We start from the raw sequence: 17,246 nt of genomic DNA on the forward strand, positions 1-17,246 counted from the left end.
TCGGTTCAGACCGGCGGCGACATGAGGCTTCCTTCCACCCACTCGGCGACGGCCGCGAGCGGGACATCTTCGATCGATGCGAAGGCGGCGCGGACGGTTTCCGGCCGCTCGCGCACGCACCGCCACGGCGACACCAGGGCGATTCCCGCCCAGAGCTCCGATTCCCGCGGGCCGGGCGGTTGGTCCGGCTCGGTGGGGCGGGTTCCGCTTTCCAAGCCTTTCGCGTACGCCGTCAGCGCCGCGCCCGCGTCCCCACGCAGGTAGGCCGTGTCGGCGAGGGTCAGGCCCTCGGTCGTGCCGTCGCGCAGCAGCCGATGGGCCGCGGTGAGGCGCGTGCTTCGCTCCAGGGCTCGGCCGCCTCCCGGGCGCAGGGCCGGCGCCGGGATGCGGGGCGCCCGTCCGGCCCGCCAGTCGTCGAGGAACCCGTCAGTCCGGACGACGAGGTTTCGCAGGCGCCACCTGACTCGGTGCTCGACGTTGGCGCCGAGGGCGAGGCGGTTCACACCGGCGTCGACGGGCTCGTCCCGCCACGCCGAGACCTCGTCGCGCATGGCCTCGGCAAAACGGACGCCGGCGGCGGTCAGGGCGCCGTTCGCCAGCAGGGCATCGGCGGCATCGGCCACGGCGGCTCGCCAGCGGGCGAACTCGAACCGGGCCAGCGGGCCGGCCTCGGCGCGCCAGAAGCGGGTCACCGACTGGTAGGCGTAGGCGCCGTGGAGGAGGCCGAAGGGCGGGCGCGGGTCTTCCCGCCAGGGGGAGTAGGTGCGGGGCACGCCCGGTCGGACCAGGTCGAACAGGGTGCGGGTGGCGTTCAGGAGGCTGTGCTGGGTTTCGTGGATCAGGCCCACCGCGAAGGACGTCGCGTCGGCGGGAGCAGACAGGGCCACCGCGCCGAACGCCTCGGCGGAGGTGGCGCTCAGGCCGGCCGCGCCGGGGTCGGGCTCGATCGGGACGATCACGCGCAGCACGGCGGCCAGGACGGTGGCGGTCTCACGGTGGCGGGTCACGAGGATCTGCCACGCGGCGGAGAGGAGGTGCTGCCAACGGGCGGCTTCGGCGTCGGTGAGCTGCCGGGAAGGTGTCAGGCCCAGGCGGGGGCGCAGGGGGTCGGTGTCCTCGAGGCGGACGCGCAGGGTGAGTCCGTCGTGGGTGGCGGTCATGCGGCGGGGGGAGGCGATGGGGTCGGGCGGGAGGGCGGCGCCGGCGCGTAGGGCGGCCAGGGTGGCCGCCGTGTGCAGGGCGAGCATGGGATCGGCGAGGGCGTCCCGGCGCGTGACGGCCGGCTGCGCGTACCAGGTGGGGATGGTGAATGCGGGGTTTTTGAGGTTTTCGGCAAGCAGGAGGAGATGGCGGCTGATCTGGGATCGCCGGAGATCGTCGACGGTGGCCGGGCCGGGCCGTCCGGCGGCGAGCGCGGCGAAGTCCTCGTCGGTCAGGCGGAAACGCGTAGGCCGAGACTCGTCGGGGCCGGCGGCGACCACGCTAGAGGGCCGAGTTGAAGCCGGCGGTCGGCTCGGCGGGATCGTCCAGCTCGGCGGCGAGGCGGCGCAGGCAGTGGGCCAGGGCGGTGTCGCCGTCGTGGGACGCCAGCTCCTCGAGGGACATGCCGGACACGTCGACCATCGGCGACTGCCACTCCGCCACGTCGTTGGCGGTCGTCCGGTCCACGACACCCCCTCTCCCGGTCGGTGGTGACAATCAATGTATTGCGGCAAGGCTACGGTGGTCGCCGGGGTGGGTGGCGGCCGGGCGGAGCGGCGGGTGCGCATGCTGTCGTTGCGTGCTCGTGATCTCATAGGACGCCAACAGCATGAAAGTCGGCAACGGAGGACAAACTGTGCCGGGTGGAAATCTCGCGGATCGGCTCGCGGCGCTCAGCGCATCCGCGACCGGTGACGACGGCGTGGTCACGGCGGCGATCGACGAGGCGGCGGCGCCGGCCGAGCCCGCGATGCCCGTGATGCCGTTCCCAACGTTTCAGAATGTGCCCACCCTGCCGCAGCAGGCGCCCGGCAACGGGTACGAGAGTGGAAGGGACAGCCGTGCCCGGTGACGTTCCCCAGTTGCCCCGGCGCGGCCCGGCCCCTGCGGTAGACCGGATGAGCAACGCCGAGCTGGCGCGAATGGTCGAGTCCGAGCACCCGTACCGGGGCAAAGCGCTCTTCGAGCTCTCCGACCGGATCGCGCACGACGACGACGCGGCGACCAAGGTGGCGATGCTGAGCCGGCTGAGTTCGCTGCGGCGGGCGCGGCTGTTCGACCGGGTCTCGCTGGCCTGGTCGGCGATCATCGCGCTGCTCGCGGCCGAGACCCCGCACTCCCGGGCGTCGGCCTACGAGGCGTTCGGCGCGCTCGAGCCGGAGGAGCAGCGGGACATGCTCGACTATCTGGAGGTCTTGGTTATCGAGGAGGCCCACCCACGCATCGCGTGAGCGGGCCTCGCACTGGTTGGGGCGGCGTTGTCAGGCTTCTACGCGTACGTCTTTGCGGAAGGCGACCCGGTCGCGGACGGCCTTGGCATCCGGCTTGGGCTCGGGATAGAACCACACCGCGTCCGGCGCGGTGTGCCCATTCGAAGACAATGTGTAGTAGGACGCCTTGCCCTTCCAGGGGCAGACGGTGTGGGTGTCCGAGGGCACCAGCATTTCCTCGCGCAATGACGCGCGGGGAAAGTAGTAGTTGCCCTCGACAACCACGGTGTCGTCGCTCTCGGCGATAACTTCGTCGTTCCAGATGGCCTTCGGCATACGGTCGAAGGTAGCGCGGAACACGTCGGGCGTCCGATATGCGAACATTAATCGCCATCGCGGGTGAAACGTGGCGACTCGTCCCCACATTGCCCCGTCGGTGTATGAAGATCTAGAGTCGATCCGCAACAGGACCCCCGTCATGAGAGCGGCCCGGTGAATCATCTGAGCACGCTACCGACCACCGGAGAGCAGGCACGACACGCTCTGCTGCTGCTCGGTGCGCCCGCGAGCGCCCGGCTCGTGGTAGATGTGCACGCGGCCCTGTTCGATGGCGACCTGTCGGTGGCGGCCCTGACCCGGGAGCGGGTGCCGGGGTTGTGCTCGGCCCTGCGGGATGATCTGAGCGCGGCGCCGGGGCTCGTCGCGCTCGCGGAGTGGCCCCTTTCGCGGCGAATAGTCACTCCTGCGACTCGGCAGGCCGACGAGCTGGCCATGATCGTGCGGGTGGCGGAACTCGCGGCGATATCGCCGGGGCGGGCCTCCCTTCGGTTGCTCCGGGAGCTGGCTGCGCGCGTACCGCATGGGGTGGAGGCTCTTGATCTTGCCGACGCCGCGCGTGCCGCGCTGACGGACCCCGCTCTCGTCGCCAAGATCGCGGCGGAGGCCCCGGCGCGGGAGGAACTGGTGGCGCGGGCCGCCACGCTCGATGAGAGGCAGCAGCTGTACGGCGTGCCGGCGGTCCCCCATCAGCGAGGAAAAGGGTGAGCCACCTCGACCGGCTGCGCGGATCCACGCCGGCCAAGCGGCACAATGCGCGGACCATCGCGGCGCTCACCGGGAATCCGGGGTGTTCGCGGCGCTCGGTGCTGGATGCCGCCGGAGTGGACAAGGTGCGGCTCGCCGAACGGATCGGATTTCCGGGGAGCTTCGGGCAGTCGCGATTCGCGCTTGCCCGCGGCAATGCCTTCGAGGCGATGCTGAAGGCGGATGACTGCGCGCTGCTGCGCTCGGTTCTCGATGTCGGCGTCGTCGGGTATCACGACCTGGGTGAGGACGCCGACGACACGATGGGGGCCCGGCATGGGCGCACCCGTGAGCTGCTGGCCTCCGAGCGGTCGGCGCTGATCGACCACCCGTTGCTGACGCTTTCGGTGGCGGGGCAGACGGTCTACCTCGAGCCCGATCTGATCGCTTTTCAGAGCGAGGGGCGGCTGCGGGTCGTCGAGATCAAGTCGTTTGCGATCGTGGACGGGCAGGCGGACGCGGCGGCGGTCTCGGCGGCCGTGGTGCAGGCGGCGGTCTATGTCCTGGCGCTGCGGCAGTTGCTGGGGGACGACCGGGTCAGTCACGAAGTGGTGCTCGTCTGCCCGGTCAATTTCTCGCTGCAGCCCGCTGCCGTCGTGCTGGATGTCCGCAAGCAGCTCTCCACGCTACGGCGGCAGTTGTCGCGGTTGTCGTCGGTCTCCGACCTGTTCAACTCGCTGCCGTCCTCGGTGTCGTTCGACGTGGCTCTGCCGGTTGACTCGCTGATCACGTCGCTGACCGCGGTCTCAGCCCGATACGTGCCCGAGTGCCTGTCTACCTGCGAAATGTCGGTATATTGCCGGGATGAGGCGTCTGGATCCACGGCGGCGCTCGGGCGATCGGTGCGCGAAGCGCTCGGCGGGATCGACGAGATTTCGGTGGCCCTCGCGCTGGCCGGTGGGGCCGCGCCGGCGGCGGAGCAGTCGGAGGCGGCCGCGCTGTTGCGGCAGGCCGCTCGATTGCGAGATGAGGCCCTTTCTTGAGCACGATGGTCGCGCTCGCCCGTGCGCAGGCGTTCGCCGCGGGCCGGGCGCAGCCGATCGCCACCGTGCGGCACCTGCACGTGCACGACCGGCCGTTCGTGCTGATCCCGCTGGCCATGGCGGGGGAGGCGAACGCGCCGCTCGCCGCCATGCTCGGCACCGCGTTCGAGGCGCCGCGGTTGCTGGTCGTCTCGCAGCCGCGCAACCGGGACGAGCGGTTCGCCTTCGCCGCCTCGCTGGCCTCCTACCTGGTCCCGTACCTCACGTCGTTCGCCACCGAGACGGAGGCGGTGGCCGTCGACCGGGGACGCGACGTGCGGTACCGCTACCTCGACGCGCCGCAGGTCTGGGTGCCGAACACCGGCGGCGTCGACTTCCTGCGGCTGTTCGGGCGGTCGACCCGCTTCCGCCGGGCGGATGGCGACCACCCGGTGCCGTCGTCGGTGCCCGTGCTCGGGCGGTGGCTGACCTTCCTCGCCGGTGCGTCCGAGATGCCGGGCTCGGCGCTGCTGGTCAACGTCGTGCAGGCGCTGGGGCTGCACTGGGCGACCGGGCAGAGCGGCGCCGAGGACAACCACCTCGGCTCGCTCGTGGCCTGGATCGAGTCGGGCGCCGCGGCGGCCCGCCAGGCCGAGCGCGGGCCGGTCGCCGGGCCGGCCACCGACCCCGATTTCGACAACCACGTGCTGGCGCCGCTGATCGCCGGCTCGGACCCGGCGCTGTCGGCGGTCCTGCACGACCTGCTGCTGCCGACGTGGGAGCGGATGTGGCGCTCGCTCGACCTGCTCCGCGCCCTCCCGTCGGGCGATCGGGTCGCCTCCCGCTGGGATGGCGACCGGGATGTGTACTCCGCGTACGTGCAGCATCTGCTCGAGGACGGTGCTCCCCAGCCGCGGCGGGACGGCGCCGTTGCCGCGGCCGCCCGCCTGCAGCGCCTCGAGAACGCGGCGGCCCGGTACGCGGTGCAGCGCGCCTTCGACGACCCCCTGGTGATGGCCGAATACCGCCTGGCCGGGGCGGCCTTCGGGGGCGTCGTGACCCTGGCGAATCCGGACCGCGTCGACGACACCGGCAAGCGGCCCGTCCTCCGCCCGCGGATCATGGTCGCCACCACCGAGACCGTCCGGGTCGAGGCGGGGGCGACGCTGACATCTCCGGCACGACCGGCCCAGAAAGCCAAAGTCATCTCGGTCGCGCCGACCGCCACCGGGTTCGACGTTCTGCTCGAGCTCTCCGGCGGGATGGGGCGCAAGCTGGTGGCCGAGCCCGGCAGCGTCCCGGCAATCGGCGAGAATCTGCTGCTGACGACATTGAGCGAGGCCTACCGGCCGGGTGCGTCGTTCCCCGATCCTGCCGAGACTCCCTGGACCCACGGTGGCCCGCCCTCGACCGAGCCGGACTCAGCGTAGGCGGATCACCAGGAGGGCGATGTCGTCGTCGCGGCGGGTGGCCGTGTTGACGAGGCGGGTGCAGAGGTCGTCGATCGGGAGGGCCGCGCTGCCCTGGAGGGCCCGGCGGATGCGGCCTACGCCGTCGTCGATGAGCTGGGCGGGGTGTTCGACCAGGCCGTCGGTGTAGAGCAGGAGCGTCGAGCCGGGCCGGACCCGGCGGCGGTGGGTGCTGCGTTCCTCGCGGGGGAGCAGGCCGAGCAGCGGCTCGGGCGCCTCCCACCAGACCTCGACCTCGCCGTCCGGGCGGAGCAGCACCGGCGGCGGATGCCCGGCGTTCGAGAAGGTCAGGTCGTACCCGTCGGCGTCCCGGCGCAGGCGGGCGAGGACGGCGGTCGCGGCGGCCGGCATGCCTAGCCCGTGCAGGGCGCGGTCGAGCTGGGCCAGCAGCGGGCCGGGTTCGTCGTCGCGGCCGTAGGCGTCGCCGCGCACCAGATTGCGGACCTGCCCCATGGTGGCGGCCGCCTCGATGTCGTGGCCGGAGACGTCGCCGACCGCGAGCATGACGCTGCCGTCGGGCTGGACGAACGCGTCGTACCAGTCCCCGCCGACGGCCGTGCCGACCTGGGCCGGCAGGTAGCGGGCGTGCAGCTCGATGCCCGGGATCTCGGGCAACTGGGGCAGCATGCTGTGCTGCAGCACCTCGGCGACGTGGCGCTGCCGCCCGTAGAGCCGGCTGTTGTCGACCGCGAGCCCCGCCCGGCGCCCGATCTCCACCGCGGTCTGCTCCTCGGCCTCCCCGAACGGCCCGCGCTCCGCCCCGTTGACCAGGATGACCACGCCGACGATGCGCCGGCCCACGGGCGCGGTGATCGGCGCGACGAGGTAGGAGCCGAGCCCGACCCGCTCGGCGATCTCGACGATCTCGCCCGGCTTGATGCGCTCCCGCAGCGACCGAGGGTCGGCGGCGTCCTCCCGGATCGGCAGCGCTGTGCGCTGCACCGCCGCGACCAGCGATTTCATCTCCGCGGGCGCGGCGGCCGCGAGCTGGGCGAGACGTTCGGCTTCTTTCGCGTACGCCGGGTCGTGGTGCGCCGCGGACACGTGCCGCACGGTGCCGGACGGCTCGGCCAGCGCGACCACGCACCAGTCGGCGAGACGTCCCGCGACCATCCGGCCGAGCCGCCCCAGCGCCTCGTCGATGTCCATGGTGGCCGAGAGCGTCTCGGTGAGCTCGCCGAGCAGGGTGAGCTGGTCGTGCGCGGATTCCGCACGCAGGCGGGCCTCGTCCGCGATCTCCCGGGCGATCCGCAGCCGCAACTCGGAGGAGCAGACCTCGCCGAGCTCGACCAGCACCGCGATCTCGCTGCGGGTCCAGGCGCGCGGCTCCCGATCCATCACCGCGAGCGTCCCGAGCACGTGCCCGTCGGAGTCGGTGAGCGGCACCCCCGCGAACGCCCGCGCCCCCAGCTCGTGCACCGCGAGGTGGTCTCGCATCCGCGGATCGGCCTGGGTGTCCGGCACGACAAGCACGCGCCCGTCCTCCACGACGTGCCGGCTGAGCGAATGGCTCAGCGGCATCTCGCGAGCCTTGGCAAGCTGCTCGGGCAGCCCCACCTGCCCCGGCAGGTATTGCCGATCGTCCTCGAGCACGGTCACCAGCGCGACGGGAACATCGACAAGCCGCTCGACCAGCAGCGCTATGCGGTCGAACGCCGCATCGGCCCGGGCACCCAGCCCGAGCCGCCGAACCGCCCGCAGGCGCTCCGGATCAACGAGAACGCCTCCCGCTGTCTCGACCAAGTCTCCCCGCAGCACGTCGCCCCCCGGCCGCTCAGACCTGACAGGCTACCGGCCCCGCAACCCGCTATCGACCCTCCGTTCATCCCATCCCCACCCCGCAACCAGCCCCGTCGCACCGGCTCCGGGGGGCTCGCCCGCCCCTGGCTCGCTGCTAGACCGCCCCCTGGTTCGCGGCCCGCCTGCCTCTGGTCTCCGGCCCGCCTGCCCCTGGTCTGCGGCTTGCCTGGCCATGGTCTGCGGCCCGCCTGCCCCTCTGGCTCGCGCTAGGTCTGCAGTCCGGCTCGGCGCTCCGGCTCGAGGCCGGATGCCACCATCCAGCCGCGCGTCGCAACGCCGTCTCCGTGACCACGCTCACGTGCCGGACCGCTCGCCCACCGCGTGCCGGACGCTCGCCCACCGAGTGCCGGACCGCCCGGCCGCCGCGTGTCGAGCCGCCTGCCCGCCGCGTGTCGAGCCGCCTGCCCGCCGTGTGTCGAGCCGCCTGCCCGCCGTGTGTCGAGCCGCCTGCCCGCCGTGTGTCGAGCCGCTCGCGGCCGAGCACGCATCGCCTCCCCGCGGAAACCCGGGTCGGGTCGCCGCGCAATGCCGGGCCGGGCTCAGTTGTCGGGCGATGGGTCGGCGGCCGTCGTCACCTCGGCATTGGCGGCCAGGGGAGCCCAGCGCTTCGTCCACTCCTCTCGCCTGACCTCGAAGGCCGCGTCGTCCAGGCCGAACGTGGACACCGTCACCTCGGTGCGGGCCGCGTTGGCGTCGTCCAGCGGAACGCGCCCGGCCACCACGATGAGGTGGCCGTCGGTGTTCACGGTCCAGGCCACGCGGGGGCCGGAACGCTCCCAGCCACCCTCGGCGAGCGACAGCGCCTGCCACCCCGTGGTCTCGCCGGTCAGGTACAGCGTCCGGCGCAGGCCCGGTGGCCGGGCGTTCAGCAGATACCGCAGCTGGAGCAGGAACGCGCGCCAACCTTCCTCGATCGCGTCGTACCGATCGGGGCTCGACGGGCCCGTGCCCTCGCGGGCCACTCGCACCCGCGCCCGGTCGTCGTCGCCGCTCACCTCCAGATAGGACCCGTCGGCCCAGCCCATCCGCTCGGGCGCCAACAGGGTTGCCTCGTCGACGAAGATCTGCCTGATCTCGGCGTCCAGCCCGTCGTAGTCCCAACCGAACCACTGATGCAGCACGGCGGGCTGCGTGACGGCCTCCCAGGCCTCGTCGCGGCCCGCATCCACGGTGACGTCAACGTCGTACGGCTTCAGCCCGTGTTGATCGGTCATGCCCCCATCATTGGGGCAAACCATTGATCACGCCACGCGTCGCCCTGCTTCGGGATCAATCGGTGACCGTCGACCCGCGGTGAGCCCGGACCGGATCGTGCGCCGCACCTCGGCGCGGCCCAGGCCGGCCCGCCGGGCCGCCGCGTCGAGCTCACGTACGACGTCGCCCGGGTCGAGCAGGCCCGCGCCGACGAGCCGGCCGAGCGCGAACGCGGCCCGGTTGAGCGTGTCGTTGCGCGTGCCCACCGGCGCGGACGCCACCCGATCGGATTCGGCGTCCAGCGCGGCCCGCCCGTACCGATCGGGGTGGGCGATCGCGCGCCGGAAGGACGGCAGGGCCGAGCCTTCGACCAGGCCGCGCGTCCCGGCCCGGCCCGCGATCAGGTCGCGCGGCGAGGCCGAGCCCGCGATCAGGTCGCGCGGCACGACCGGGCCCTCGATCAGCTCGCGCAGCACGGCCGGGCCGGCCGGCAGGCCGTCGCCCGGGCGGCGCACCCACCGATAGTCGCCGCGGACGTGCCGGGACGGCGGGGCCACCACGTAGCCGCCCACACCCCGCCAATCCAGGCCCGGGAGCAGGCCCACGCGATTGCCGAACCCCATCGTGTGGAACCAGAGATGCCAGCCGCCGCTGCCCGTGCGCACCCGGGGGCCGGGCGGCAGCTCGCCGCCGAGGAGGTGGGTCAGGCCGTGCCAGCCCTCGGCCGAGTCGATATCGGCCACATCCATCGCTACGCCGGTGCGCAGCCCGACATTCGCCTCGGGCCAGCGGGACCACCACACCTCGATCAGGCGTGGGTCGGTGGTGGCCTCGGTGAGGCCGTGTCGCAGCCGGGGGTGCTTGCCGGGATGGTCGCATCGGATTCCTCTGTCGCAGGAACAGCCGCCGCGCGGGTCAGGCGTGTGCACCGGCAGGACCGGGATCCCGTGCCGGGCGTACGCCAACGCGGCTGTCAGCAACATTAGGACAAGCGTACGACAGTTTACTGTCCCGCCTGAGATTCCAGGACATGGGCGATGTGGTGCGAAGTGCTCCACGAGATCCAGCTCGCCGAGCTGCCTGCGCCGCGCGCGGTCCGGGCCCGCCGGGCGATCTCGGCGTCGCCCCACGAGAAGCGGGCGCCGGTGGCCGGCCACTGCGGCGAGCGCACCAGCGTGCGGCACAGATCGTGGCAGCGGTCGTCGCTGCGTCCGCCGCGCCGCGCCCAGCGATAGATCCACCAGTTGTGCTCGGCCGTGTAGCGCAAGGTCGGAAGCTGCCGATGCCGCTGCACGCCGTGCCGCCGCACCGGCGAGGTCACGCCGTAATCCGAGTAGCCGACGCCGGGCACGCCGAGCCGCGTCCACACCCGCGCGTCGAGCCGTCCCACCGTGACCGGCTGATCGGTGGGCAGATCGTCGAGGTTGGGCGGCATCGACCCCGAGGCCACGCTCACCGAGCGCCACGGCATCTCGCGCGCCCAGCGCAACACCCGCCGGCACTGCTCCTCGACCGCGTCGGCATGCGCCACGCAGGCGGTCTCGGCCAGGTCGATCAGCAGGTCGACCTCTTCGGCCTCCAGCCCGGCGCCGAGCAGCAGCCGCTGGGTGACCGCGTTCGCCTCCGCCGGATTCCCGGCGTCGACGTGCGGCTGCAGCCGCAGCACCGCACGGCGCAGGTGCATCCGCGCGGCAAGGCCGTGGGCGGCCAGCCGACGACCATTGTCGTACGCCCGGAGCACCGGCATCATGGCCACGCCCAGGTCGGCCAGTTCCTCGGCCAGGTCGAGCGACGGCAGCGCCAGCGGGTCGGCCGGATCTGGCAGTCCGCCGAAGTCGATCGCGATGGCCCCCGTGCGCGGCGGGAGCTGCCGGATCAGCGGCGCGATGCTCGGGCCCGGCTCGAGCTCGAGGATCGGGGTGACCCGGCCCGCGTTCCCGGGCGCGAGGTGACTGAGGGCCGTGAGCTCGCCCCGGCGTGGGCGCAGGATGGGACGGTAGACGCTGTCCCGCATGGAGCCCGCCGTCGTGAAGACCGCCATTTACTTACGGTAGCGGTTCGTGTCGGATAAGCGACACTCATCGACTTAAATGTGCAAGTATCGCCTGATTTGCCTCCCAGCCGTCGGGGAACTTGACCGGCACGTTGAGATGCACCGGCTCGGTGGAAGGATGTTCGTCGAGCAGTTCGGCGATGCCGGCCCGGGCCACCACGACGCAGGCATGCCGGTGGCGCGAGGTCAGCACGCACAGCCGCCCCGATTCCAGGTGGAACGCGGTCGCGTCGCGCCGGCCGGAGAGCGGGTGCAGCACGATCGTCAGGTCGTATTCCCGGCCCTGCAGCCGGTTGGCCGTGTCGACCGTGACGCCGGCCGCCTCGGGCGGGAGCAGCGCCCGGATCGCCGCCGCCTGGTCGCGGTGGGCCGCGCCGATCGCGATGCGCGCGGGCGTCAGCGGCTGCTCGCCCGACTCGGAGGATGCGACCGCCTCCCGGGCCAGCGCCCGCCCCGCCAGCGCCGCACAGGCGGCGGCCGCCTCGGCGTCGGTGCGGATCGTGAACCGCGGCGCGAGCTCGTGCAGCCCCCAGCCGGTCGCCGCCGCCGCGTCCAGCGCCTCGTCAAGGGGATCTGCCGCCGGCGTACCGAAAAGGAGCGTGCGTTCGCCCGGCCCGGTGCCGGACCGGAACCCGGTGAACGGGTAGAAGGCCTCGGCCACGACGGACGCCGCCGAATGCGGCAGGCGCCACGACACCGGCAGGCGATGCACGGGCAGGCCGGGATTGTGCCGCAGCAGCACCGCGACCGCGCTCTGCATCGGGTCCCACGACAGGCCCGTCCAGCGGTCGACCTCGACGGTCGAGAACGGGTCGAGCTGGCCCGGGTCGCCCACGAACAAAGCCCGCTCGAACCGGGGCGCGACGCGGAGCAGGGCATCGGAGCGCATCTGGTACGCCTCGTCGACGATCGCCCAGGGCCACGTGCCCTCGGCGACGGTCGCCCATTTCGCGGCCGTGCCGATGGTGACGGCCGGCGAGCCGAGATCGGCCACCTTCGCGCCGACGCGGCACGCTGGATGATCCCGTACGCGATCGCTGGGCTGGTAATCGACGGCCGACAGCCGGCCCACCATGACCTGCGGCGATCGTGCCCCGAGGCGCTCGATCAGATCGTCGACCTGCTCGTTGGTCTGCGCCACGATCATCAAGGGCTGCCCGGACGCGGCGAGCTCGCCCGCCGCCCGCACCACCAGCGTCGACTTGCCGGCGCCCGGCGGCGAGTCGACCACGACACCGCGATGGTCGCCGACGCGCAGGTCACGCAGCACGGCGTCAATGACGCGAGCCGCCTCGACGGCCGGGCTGACCGGCGGGATCGCATTCACCCGGGCACCGTAGCGCGGGCCACCGACAATTCCGCCCGGCCTACGGCTGCGGCCCGGGTGACGCCCGATCCGTCCGACTTGCCGTGCGGAACTACTGTGTGTGCTGACGCGATTACTGTGGATAGAGGTGAGTCCGCGATGTTCGAGCAGGTGTCGGTGCGCCACCCCGACCTGATCACGCATGCCGCGACCGTCTCGGCCATCGGCGACCAGGTCACGACCGCCGCGCAGGCCGGTCGTGCGGTCCGGCCGGGCCCCGACGCGTACGGAAAATTGTGTGTGATGGTCCCGATGATGCTCGGTGCGTTGCAGGACGTCCTGGTCGGCGGCATCGACTCGGCGGCGGAATCGCTGCGCGAGACATCGACGCGGCTGCGCACCACCGCGCAGAGCTATGCGGCCACCGATCAACGGCGAGCCGAGGTGTTCGCCGCGATCCGGTCGGGCGAGTGACCGTCGCGGCGAATCCGCTGGTGGCGCCCGCCGTCGCCGATTCGCCGCGCCCGTGGGCCGGGGTCTGGATCGCCGAGGACATCGAGCAGATCGCCACCGGCGTCAAGAACGGCGACTGGGTGTCGGGCACGCTCGGCGTGGCCGGCGCCGGCCTGGACGGGCTGGCCCTGGTGTCCGATCCGGTGGGCGCGCTGCTGCAGTACGGCATCGCGTGGCTGATCGAGCATGTGAAGCCGCTCTCCGAGGCGCTGGACTGGCTGGCCGGCGACCCGGCGCAGATCGCCGCCCACGCCCAGACCTGGCGCAATGCCGCCGCGGCCCTGACCACGGACGCCGACGGCTTGGCGCGGGCGGTCCGCTGGGACACGACGGACTGGATCGGCTCGGCGGGCGAGGCCTATCGCGGGTGGGCGAGCGACCGCGAGCAGTCGTTGCGGGCGTTGTCCCAGGCAGCGGACACGATGGCCCTGATGACCGAGGGCGCCGGCGTCCTGATCGGAACGGTCCGCCTGATGGTCCGCGACGCGGTCGCGACGGTGGTGTCGAGACTGATCGTCTACGCCGGCCAGCTGATCGCGACGTTGGGCGCGGCGGGGCCGTTGGTCGTCGAGCAGGCGACGACGCTGTGCGCCTCGTGGGGCGCGAAGATCGCTAGTTGGTTGCGGGATCTGATCGCGAGCATCCGCAAGCTTCTCACCGAGGGCGACTGGCTCGGCCGGCTGATCGAGGCGCTCAAGCGCTGGCATTCCGAGGCGCCTTCGGGCGGCGGTGGGGACGGCGCCGGCTCGGGCAAGAAGAGCACGCCGCCGAAGGACCAGGACCCGGAGGCTGAAGCCGAGCGTCGCCACGCCCTGGGATTCGATCCAGCCACGGGCAGACACCGGCCGCGCGAGGAGGAGATCGCCGCTCGCCTCGAGGAGGAGCTGGGAATCGAGCTGGAGCGGGCAACGAACGGCGACGTCGACTGGGTCGGCTCGGACGGCTACACCTACGATGCGGTCGGGAACTTCGACTCTAGGTTCTTCGATCGCGAATGGCCGAATCTGCAGACACGCATCTTGGATCATGTTGAGAAGGCCGACCGGGTCCCGGTGTATGTCGCGGGGTTCACGCCCGAGCAGAAGCAACTCGTCCGCGACTTCGTCGACGCCCATCAGTGGGGTTCGAAAGTGTTTCTCCTAGGAGAGTGATGGCCGGAACCATCAGCTTGAGTCCCGAGAAGCGCTGGTCGGTTGCGGGCTGGCTCTTCGACTGGACGGTCGAGTTTCTTGCCGGGCGTGTGGTGGAGCCCGAGCTCCGGGCATCGCTCCAGGAGATCGTCGACGAGAACCTGGGGTGGCTTGGCCTCGGAGACTTCGGTCCGGACCCCGAGCGGGAGATGCGAGCGCTGTTGCGTGACGAGGTGGTGGAAGCCGCGGACACGGCTTTCGGCGCGGACATGGCCGGTCGGGAGGCTGCCCTCGGCCACCTCCGGGACCTGGCCGCCGGCCTCTGACAGCGACTCGTTCGTAAGGTGTCGTGGATCTTTGCCGTAGGCGTGGGGTTCTCAGTATTTGGTTGGGGATCTTGCGGCTTTGTCAGGTGTTCGCGGCGACGGTTTTGGGGGTTCTGGGGGATATGAGGAAACCGGCTTAAGCGGCAAATGCCATGATGTCGCCCCGCTAGTTCGGCTTCTGACGGATATCTGACAGCTGGTGCGGTGAGGGCTTGATGGTGGCCCGGCGGGGATTCAGGACGAGATTCGGGGCGGTCCGGCCAATGTGGATCTCCCGGAGCCGGGCGCCGGCGAGCGGTGGAACCGCAAGCGCTGGTGAGGGCGCATGCCATCACTGTGAGTGGATGTTTGCATGGTGGTCACCGCGATGAAATATCGCGGTGATTCACTGTGGAGGCGGGTTGAAAAGCGAGGCTGGCATGCAACTTGCACGTGCGGTTCGCCGTGCAAGTTGCATGTTTCGCAGCGTCTCGACCTGCTGCTCCGTCGTCGTGGCTGAGTTTTGATCGTCTCGCGGTATTTCATTCATGAGCGTTTCTGCGATGTGGGAAGCGAACCCTTCCAGTCGATCACCGGAAGTGGAACTCTTCTAAGCCAGCAGTAACGCCCGCGACACGGACGGTGGTGGTAACGAATGCGCCCAGACGTTCTGGTCGGTCCGAGCGAGTGGGTGGTCGAGCAGTTCGGCGACAAGGTTGCCGGCGAACTGTGGACCCGGGTTCCCGAGGCGTTGAGCACCGCGATCGACCGTGAGGTCAACGCCCACCCCGCTATGACGCAGACACAGGAACGAGTGCTCGCGAATCCGCGATGGCCGCTTCCCTACGAGGAGCTCGTGCTCTTCCTCGGATCGCTCCCCGGCGCCGAGATCATCAGCGTTCCCAAGTCCGTCTACCAACTCGTCGTGATCAACGGGCACGTGGTGGTGCCGTGGTGCTACGGGCAATCCGCCCAGACGTCCATGCGTGACGCCGAGGTCGGGCGCTCGTTCGGCCGGCTCGCCCGGGAGCTGCTGCGCCGCTACGGACCGCCCTGGCGGCGGTCGCAGGCCGAGACGCCGCTCCCGCTGGACGCCATCGACGAGCGTGAGGTCGCCAAGATCTGTGCGGCGATCGCGAAGATCGAGCCGAAGCCCGAGGTTGTCATCGCCGGGTTTGCCGGCGACGCTCACCTGGGACTGCTGCGGGCGTGCCTCGGCGAGATCAAATCCAGCGACAACGGGCACCTCAACTGGAGCCACCTCGACGACCTGCCGTTGCCACCACCGGTGATTCCGCGTCCCCGCCGCATGCAATTCCCCTGATCCCACGTTTCGGCCCCCGACCAGGGCCGCCACCGAGCATCGCCGCATCCAGGGCCTGTCCTGCCGATCGCGAGGGCTTGCGACCTCACCTCGCTCCCGCGTGATCGGCAGGACAGGCCCTGGCCCGTGATCCGCGGCGTGGCGGCGTGGCGCCTCACGTGCGGAGAAGCGTTTGGTCGCCGGCTCGCGGGGAAGGCAACGGTCATGGAACGAGGTAGCAGCAAACACGGCGCCCGTGTCGACGACCAGATGAGCGAAGAGGTTCGCGGCGAGGTCCAGGGCAACCCGGGTGGCCGCTCCGAGGAGTGGGAGATCGCCGAGCCGTCGGGCGAGGACCAACCCGAGACCACCGAGCTGCTCGACGCCGACGAATCCGAGCGGTTCAGCCGGTTCGGGCGATACATCGGACTGTCGGCGCTGCCGGGTGACCGGGATGCGCTGCGGCGCAGCGCCCAGGACCTGCAGGCGCCCGACGACATCCTCGACGACCTCGCCCGGCTGCCCGAAGGCCGGACGTTCTCGAACGTCGCGGAGGTGTGGGCGGCGCTCGGGCGCCGAGCGGAGTGACGGCTTCGTATGTGGTGACCGGGGGTGGCCGCGGCGTCGGACGGGCGATCGTCGAGCGGCTCGCGGGCGCCGACGACGTCGTGGCGATCGTCGAGCGCGATCCGGGGGCGCTGAGCTGGATCGACGACCATCCGGCCGCCGGGCGGCTGCTGCCGGTTATCGGCGACGCCTCGGACGAGGCGGTTGCGGCGCGGGCGGCCGGCGAGGCGGCGGCCGTCGCGCCGTTGCGTGGGTGGGTCAACAACGCGGCGATCTTCCGGGACGCCTGGCTGCACGAGGCGCCGGCGCGCGAGGTGCTCGGGCTGGTCGGGCTCAACCTCGACCCCGTGGTGGTGGGTTGCGCCGCGGCGATCAAGCATTTCTTGGGAGTGGGAGAGCGCGGACCGACTGACGATGGCGGGGCCATCGTCAACGTCTCGTCGCATCAGGCTCAGCGGGCGGTTCGAGGCGCTTTCGCGTACGCGACGGCGAAGGCCGCCATCGAGGGCGTGACACGGGCGCTTGCGGTCGATTACGGGCCTTTTCGCGTACGTGTCAATGCCGTTGCCCTGGGATCGATCGCCACCGAGAGGTCGGATGCCTACGTCGCGGCCCTCGGCGGCGAGGAGCGGGAGAGATTCGACCGTGAGATCCGCCTGTTGCAGCCGCTCGGCCGGATGGGCATGCCGGGCGAGGTCGCGGACGTGGTGGCCTTTCTCCTCTCCGAGCAGGCGGCGTTCGTGAACGGCGCGACCATCCCGGTCGACGGTGGACGATCGGCGGTCGGCCGTGACCCGGAAGAGGCCTGAGATTCCGGCGAGTTGGCACGTCGGGGGCCGTGTGCGGTGGTAGTCGTACGACTATTGTCGTGTGCATGGAATGGAAGGCTATGCGTCTCGCCGGCGCGCATGAGGTTCGCGATCTGCTCGGGGTCAGCCGGCAGCGGGTCTACCAGCTCGCCGCCCGCCCGGACTTCCCGAAACCCGTCGCGATCCTCGCCCAGGGCAAGATCTGGTCGATCGACGACATCGAGAAATGGCTCGCCGACCGTCGCCGGCCGCGCGGGGCGGCCGTGCCGGAAGCCGAAGCCATCCACGAGCTGGTCGACGAGCCGACGCCCGAGCTGGTCGGGACGCCGGGCGGTTAGGGC

20 protein-coding genes are annotated in these 17,246 nt (G+C 71.5%); 12 read left to right on the forward strand and 8 right to left on the reverse strand.

Annotated features, from left to right (window positions below):
• Window positions 1-5 precede the first annotated feature (5 nt).
• Both ACIA5D_RS12365 and fxsA read right to left on the reverse strand, forming a co-directional pair.
• Window positions 6-1,481 (reverse strand): aKG-HExxH-type peptide beta-hydroxylase, encoded by a 1,476-nt coding sequence (locus tag ACIA5D_RS12365; protein ID WP_396029948.1) that lies wholly within the window; start codon window positions 1,479-1,481, stop codon window positions 6-8.
• Between the two features lies 1 nt (window position 1,482).
• Window positions 1,483-1,668, reverse strand: coding sequence for an FxSxx-COOH cyclophane-containing RiPP peptide (fxsA, locus tag ACIA5D_RS12370; RefSeq protein ID WP_396029949.1), 186 nt, complete (start codon window positions 1,666-1,668; stop codon window positions 1,483-1,485).
• A 142-nt stretch (window positions 1,669-1,810) separates the two neighbouring features.
• On the opposite strand from fxsA, the gene ACIA5D_RS12375 reads away from it, so the two are divergent.
• A complete protein-coding gene (locus ACIA5D_RS12375; protein WP_396029950.1) occupies window positions 1,811-2,053 on the forward strand; it encodes a hypothetical protein in 243 nt (80 codons plus the stop codon).
• Window positions 2,054-2,099: 46 nt separating this feature from the next.
• A complete protein-coding gene (locus ACIA5D_RS12380) occupies window positions 2,100-2,432 on the forward strand; it encodes a hypothetical protein (RefSeq protein ID WP_396029951.1) in 333 nt (110 codons plus the stop codon).
• A gap of 30 nt (window positions 2,433-2,462) precedes the next feature.
• Here the strand turns inward: ACIA5D_RS12380 and ACIA5D_RS12385 are convergent, their stop codons facing one another.
• The gene (locus ACIA5D_RS12385) at window positions 2,463-2,747 is read right to left on the reverse strand and encodes a DUF427 domain-containing protein (protein ID WP_396029952.1); all 285 of its coding nucleotides are present in this window, start codon (window positions 2,745-2,747) and stop codon (window positions 2,463-2,465) included.
• Window positions 2,748-2,903: 156 nt separating this feature from the next.
• On the opposite strand from ACIA5D_RS12385, the gene ACIA5D_RS12390 reads away from it, so the two are divergent.
• Genes ACIA5D_RS12390 through ACIA5D_RS12400 form a run of 3 tightly spaced genes read left to right on the forward strand, consistent with a single transcriptional unit; the run spans window position 2,904 to window position 5,886 of the window.
• Window positions 2,904-3,455, forward strand: coding sequence for a hypothetical protein (locus ACIA5D_RS12390; protein ID WP_396029953.1), 552 nt, complete (start codon window positions 2,904-2,906; stop codon window positions 3,453-3,455).
• Complete coding sequence (locus ACIA5D_RS12395) at window positions 3,452-4,477, forward strand: hypothetical protein (RefSeq protein WP_396029954.1); 1,026 nt, start codon at window positions 3,452-3,454, stop codon at window positions 4,475-4,477. Before ACIA5D_RS12390 ends, ACIA5D_RS12395 begins: the two co-directional genes overlap by 4 nt.
• The gene (locus tag ACIA5D_RS12400) at window positions 4,474-5,886 is read left to right on the forward strand and encodes a hypothetical protein (protein WP_396029955.1); all 1,413 of its coding nucleotides are present in this window, start codon (window positions 4,474-4,476) and stop codon (window positions 5,884-5,886) included. The genes ACIA5D_RS12395 and ACIA5D_RS12400 overlap by 4 nt, the downstream gene beginning before the upstream one ends.
• Here ACIA5D_RS12400 and ACIA5D_RS12405 read toward each other — a convergent pair.
• The 5 genes from ACIA5D_RS12405 to ACIA5D_RS12425 all read right to left on the reverse strand — a co-directional run bounded on the left by ACIA5D_RS12405 (window position 5,878) and on the right by ACIA5D_RS12425 (window position 12,299).
• Window positions 5,878-7,668, reverse strand: coding sequence for a SpoIIE family protein phosphatase (locus tag ACIA5D_RS12405; protein ID WP_396029956.1), 1,791 nt, complete (start codon window positions 7,666-7,668; stop codon window positions 5,878-5,880). The genes ACIA5D_RS12400 and ACIA5D_RS12405 overlap by 9 nt on opposite strands.
• Window positions 7,669-8,264: 596 nt before the next feature.
• Window positions 8,265-8,939: an activator of HSP90 ATPase gene (locus ACIA5D_RS12410; protein ID WP_396029957.1), complete on the reverse strand. Its 675-nt coding sequence runs from the start codon at window positions 8,937-8,939 to the stop codon at window positions 8,265-8,267.
• A 27-nt stretch (window positions 8,940-8,966) separates the two neighbouring features.
• The gene (locus ACIA5D_RS12415; RefSeq protein ID WP_396029958.1) at window positions 8,967-9,902 is read right to left on the reverse strand and encodes a bifunctional DNA primase/polymerase; all 936 of its coding nucleotides are present in this window, start codon (window positions 9,900-9,902) and stop codon (window positions 8,967-8,969) included.
• Between the two features lie 20 nt (window positions 9,903-9,922).
• Window positions 9,923-10,960, reverse strand: a complete 1,038-nt coding sequence (locus ACIA5D_RS12420) for a beta family protein (protein WP_396029959.1) — start codon at window positions 10,958-10,960, stop codon at window positions 9,923-9,925.
• A gap of 37 nt (window positions 10,961-10,997) precedes the next feature.
• Entirely contained in the window at window positions 10,998-12,299 is a 1,302-nt protein-coding gene (locus ACIA5D_RS12425; RefSeq protein WP_396029960.1) for an AAA family ATPase, read from the reverse strand.
• Window positions 12,300-12,437: 138 nt separating this feature from the next.
• Between ACIA5D_RS12425 and ACIA5D_RS12430 the strand changes: the two genes are divergently transcribed.
• The 7 genes from ACIA5D_RS12430 to ACIA5D_RS12460 all read left to right on the forward strand — a co-directional run bounded on the left by ACIA5D_RS12430 (window position 12,438) and on the right by ACIA5D_RS12460 (window position 17,243).
• On the forward strand, window positions 12,438-12,752 hold the full coding sequence (locus ACIA5D_RS12430; RefSeq protein ID WP_396029961.1) for a type VII secretion target: 315 nt from the start codon (window positions 12,438-12,440) through the stop codon (window positions 12,750-12,752).
• Complete coding sequence (locus tag ACIA5D_RS12435) at window positions 12,749-13,942, forward strand: WXG100 family type VII secretion target (RefSeq protein ID WP_396029962.1); 1,194 nt, start codon at window positions 12,749-12,751, stop codon at window positions 13,940-13,942. The genes ACIA5D_RS12430 and ACIA5D_RS12435 overlap by 4 nt, the downstream gene beginning before the upstream one ends.
• Window positions 13,942-14,247 carry a hypothetical protein gene (locus ACIA5D_RS12440; protein WP_396029963.1) on the forward strand — a complete coding sequence of 102 codons (306 nt, stop codon included), beginning with the start codon at window positions 13,942-13,944 and terminating at the stop codon, window positions 14,245-14,247. The genes ACIA5D_RS12435 and ACIA5D_RS12440 overlap by 1 nt, the downstream gene beginning before the upstream one ends.
• A 634-nt stretch (window positions 14,248-14,881) precedes the next feature.
• Window positions 14,882-15,550 (forward strand): hypothetical protein, encoded by a 669-nt coding sequence (locus ACIA5D_RS12445; protein WP_396029964.1) that lies wholly within the window; start codon window positions 14,882-14,884, stop codon window positions 15,548-15,550.
• 204 nt (window positions 15,551-15,754) lie between these two features.
• Entirely contained in the window at window positions 15,755-16,117 is a 363-nt protein-coding gene (locus ACIA5D_RS12450; protein ID WP_396029965.1) for a DUF2795 domain-containing protein, read from the forward strand.
• Complete coding sequence (locus tag ACIA5D_RS12455; RefSeq protein WP_396029966.1) at window positions 16,114-16,905, forward strand: SDR family NAD(P)-dependent oxidoreductase; 792 nt, start codon at window positions 16,114-16,116, stop codon at window positions 16,903-16,905. The genes ACIA5D_RS12450 and ACIA5D_RS12455 overlap by 4 nt, the downstream gene beginning before the upstream one ends.
• Window positions 16,906-16,970: 65 nt before the next feature.
• The gene (locus ACIA5D_RS12460) at window positions 16,971-17,243 is read left to right on the forward strand and encodes a helix-turn-helix transcriptional regulator (RefSeq protein WP_396029967.1); all 273 of its coding nucleotides are present in this window, start codon (window positions 16,971-16,973) and stop codon (window positions 17,241-17,243) included.
• The last annotated feature ends 3 nt before the right edge of the window (window positions 17,244-17,246 follow it).

Source organism: Actinoplanes sp. NPDC051513, assembly GCF_044454685.1.
Classification (GTDB): Bacteria; Actinomycetota; Actinomycetes; order Mycobacteriales; family Micromonosporaceae; genus Actinoplanes.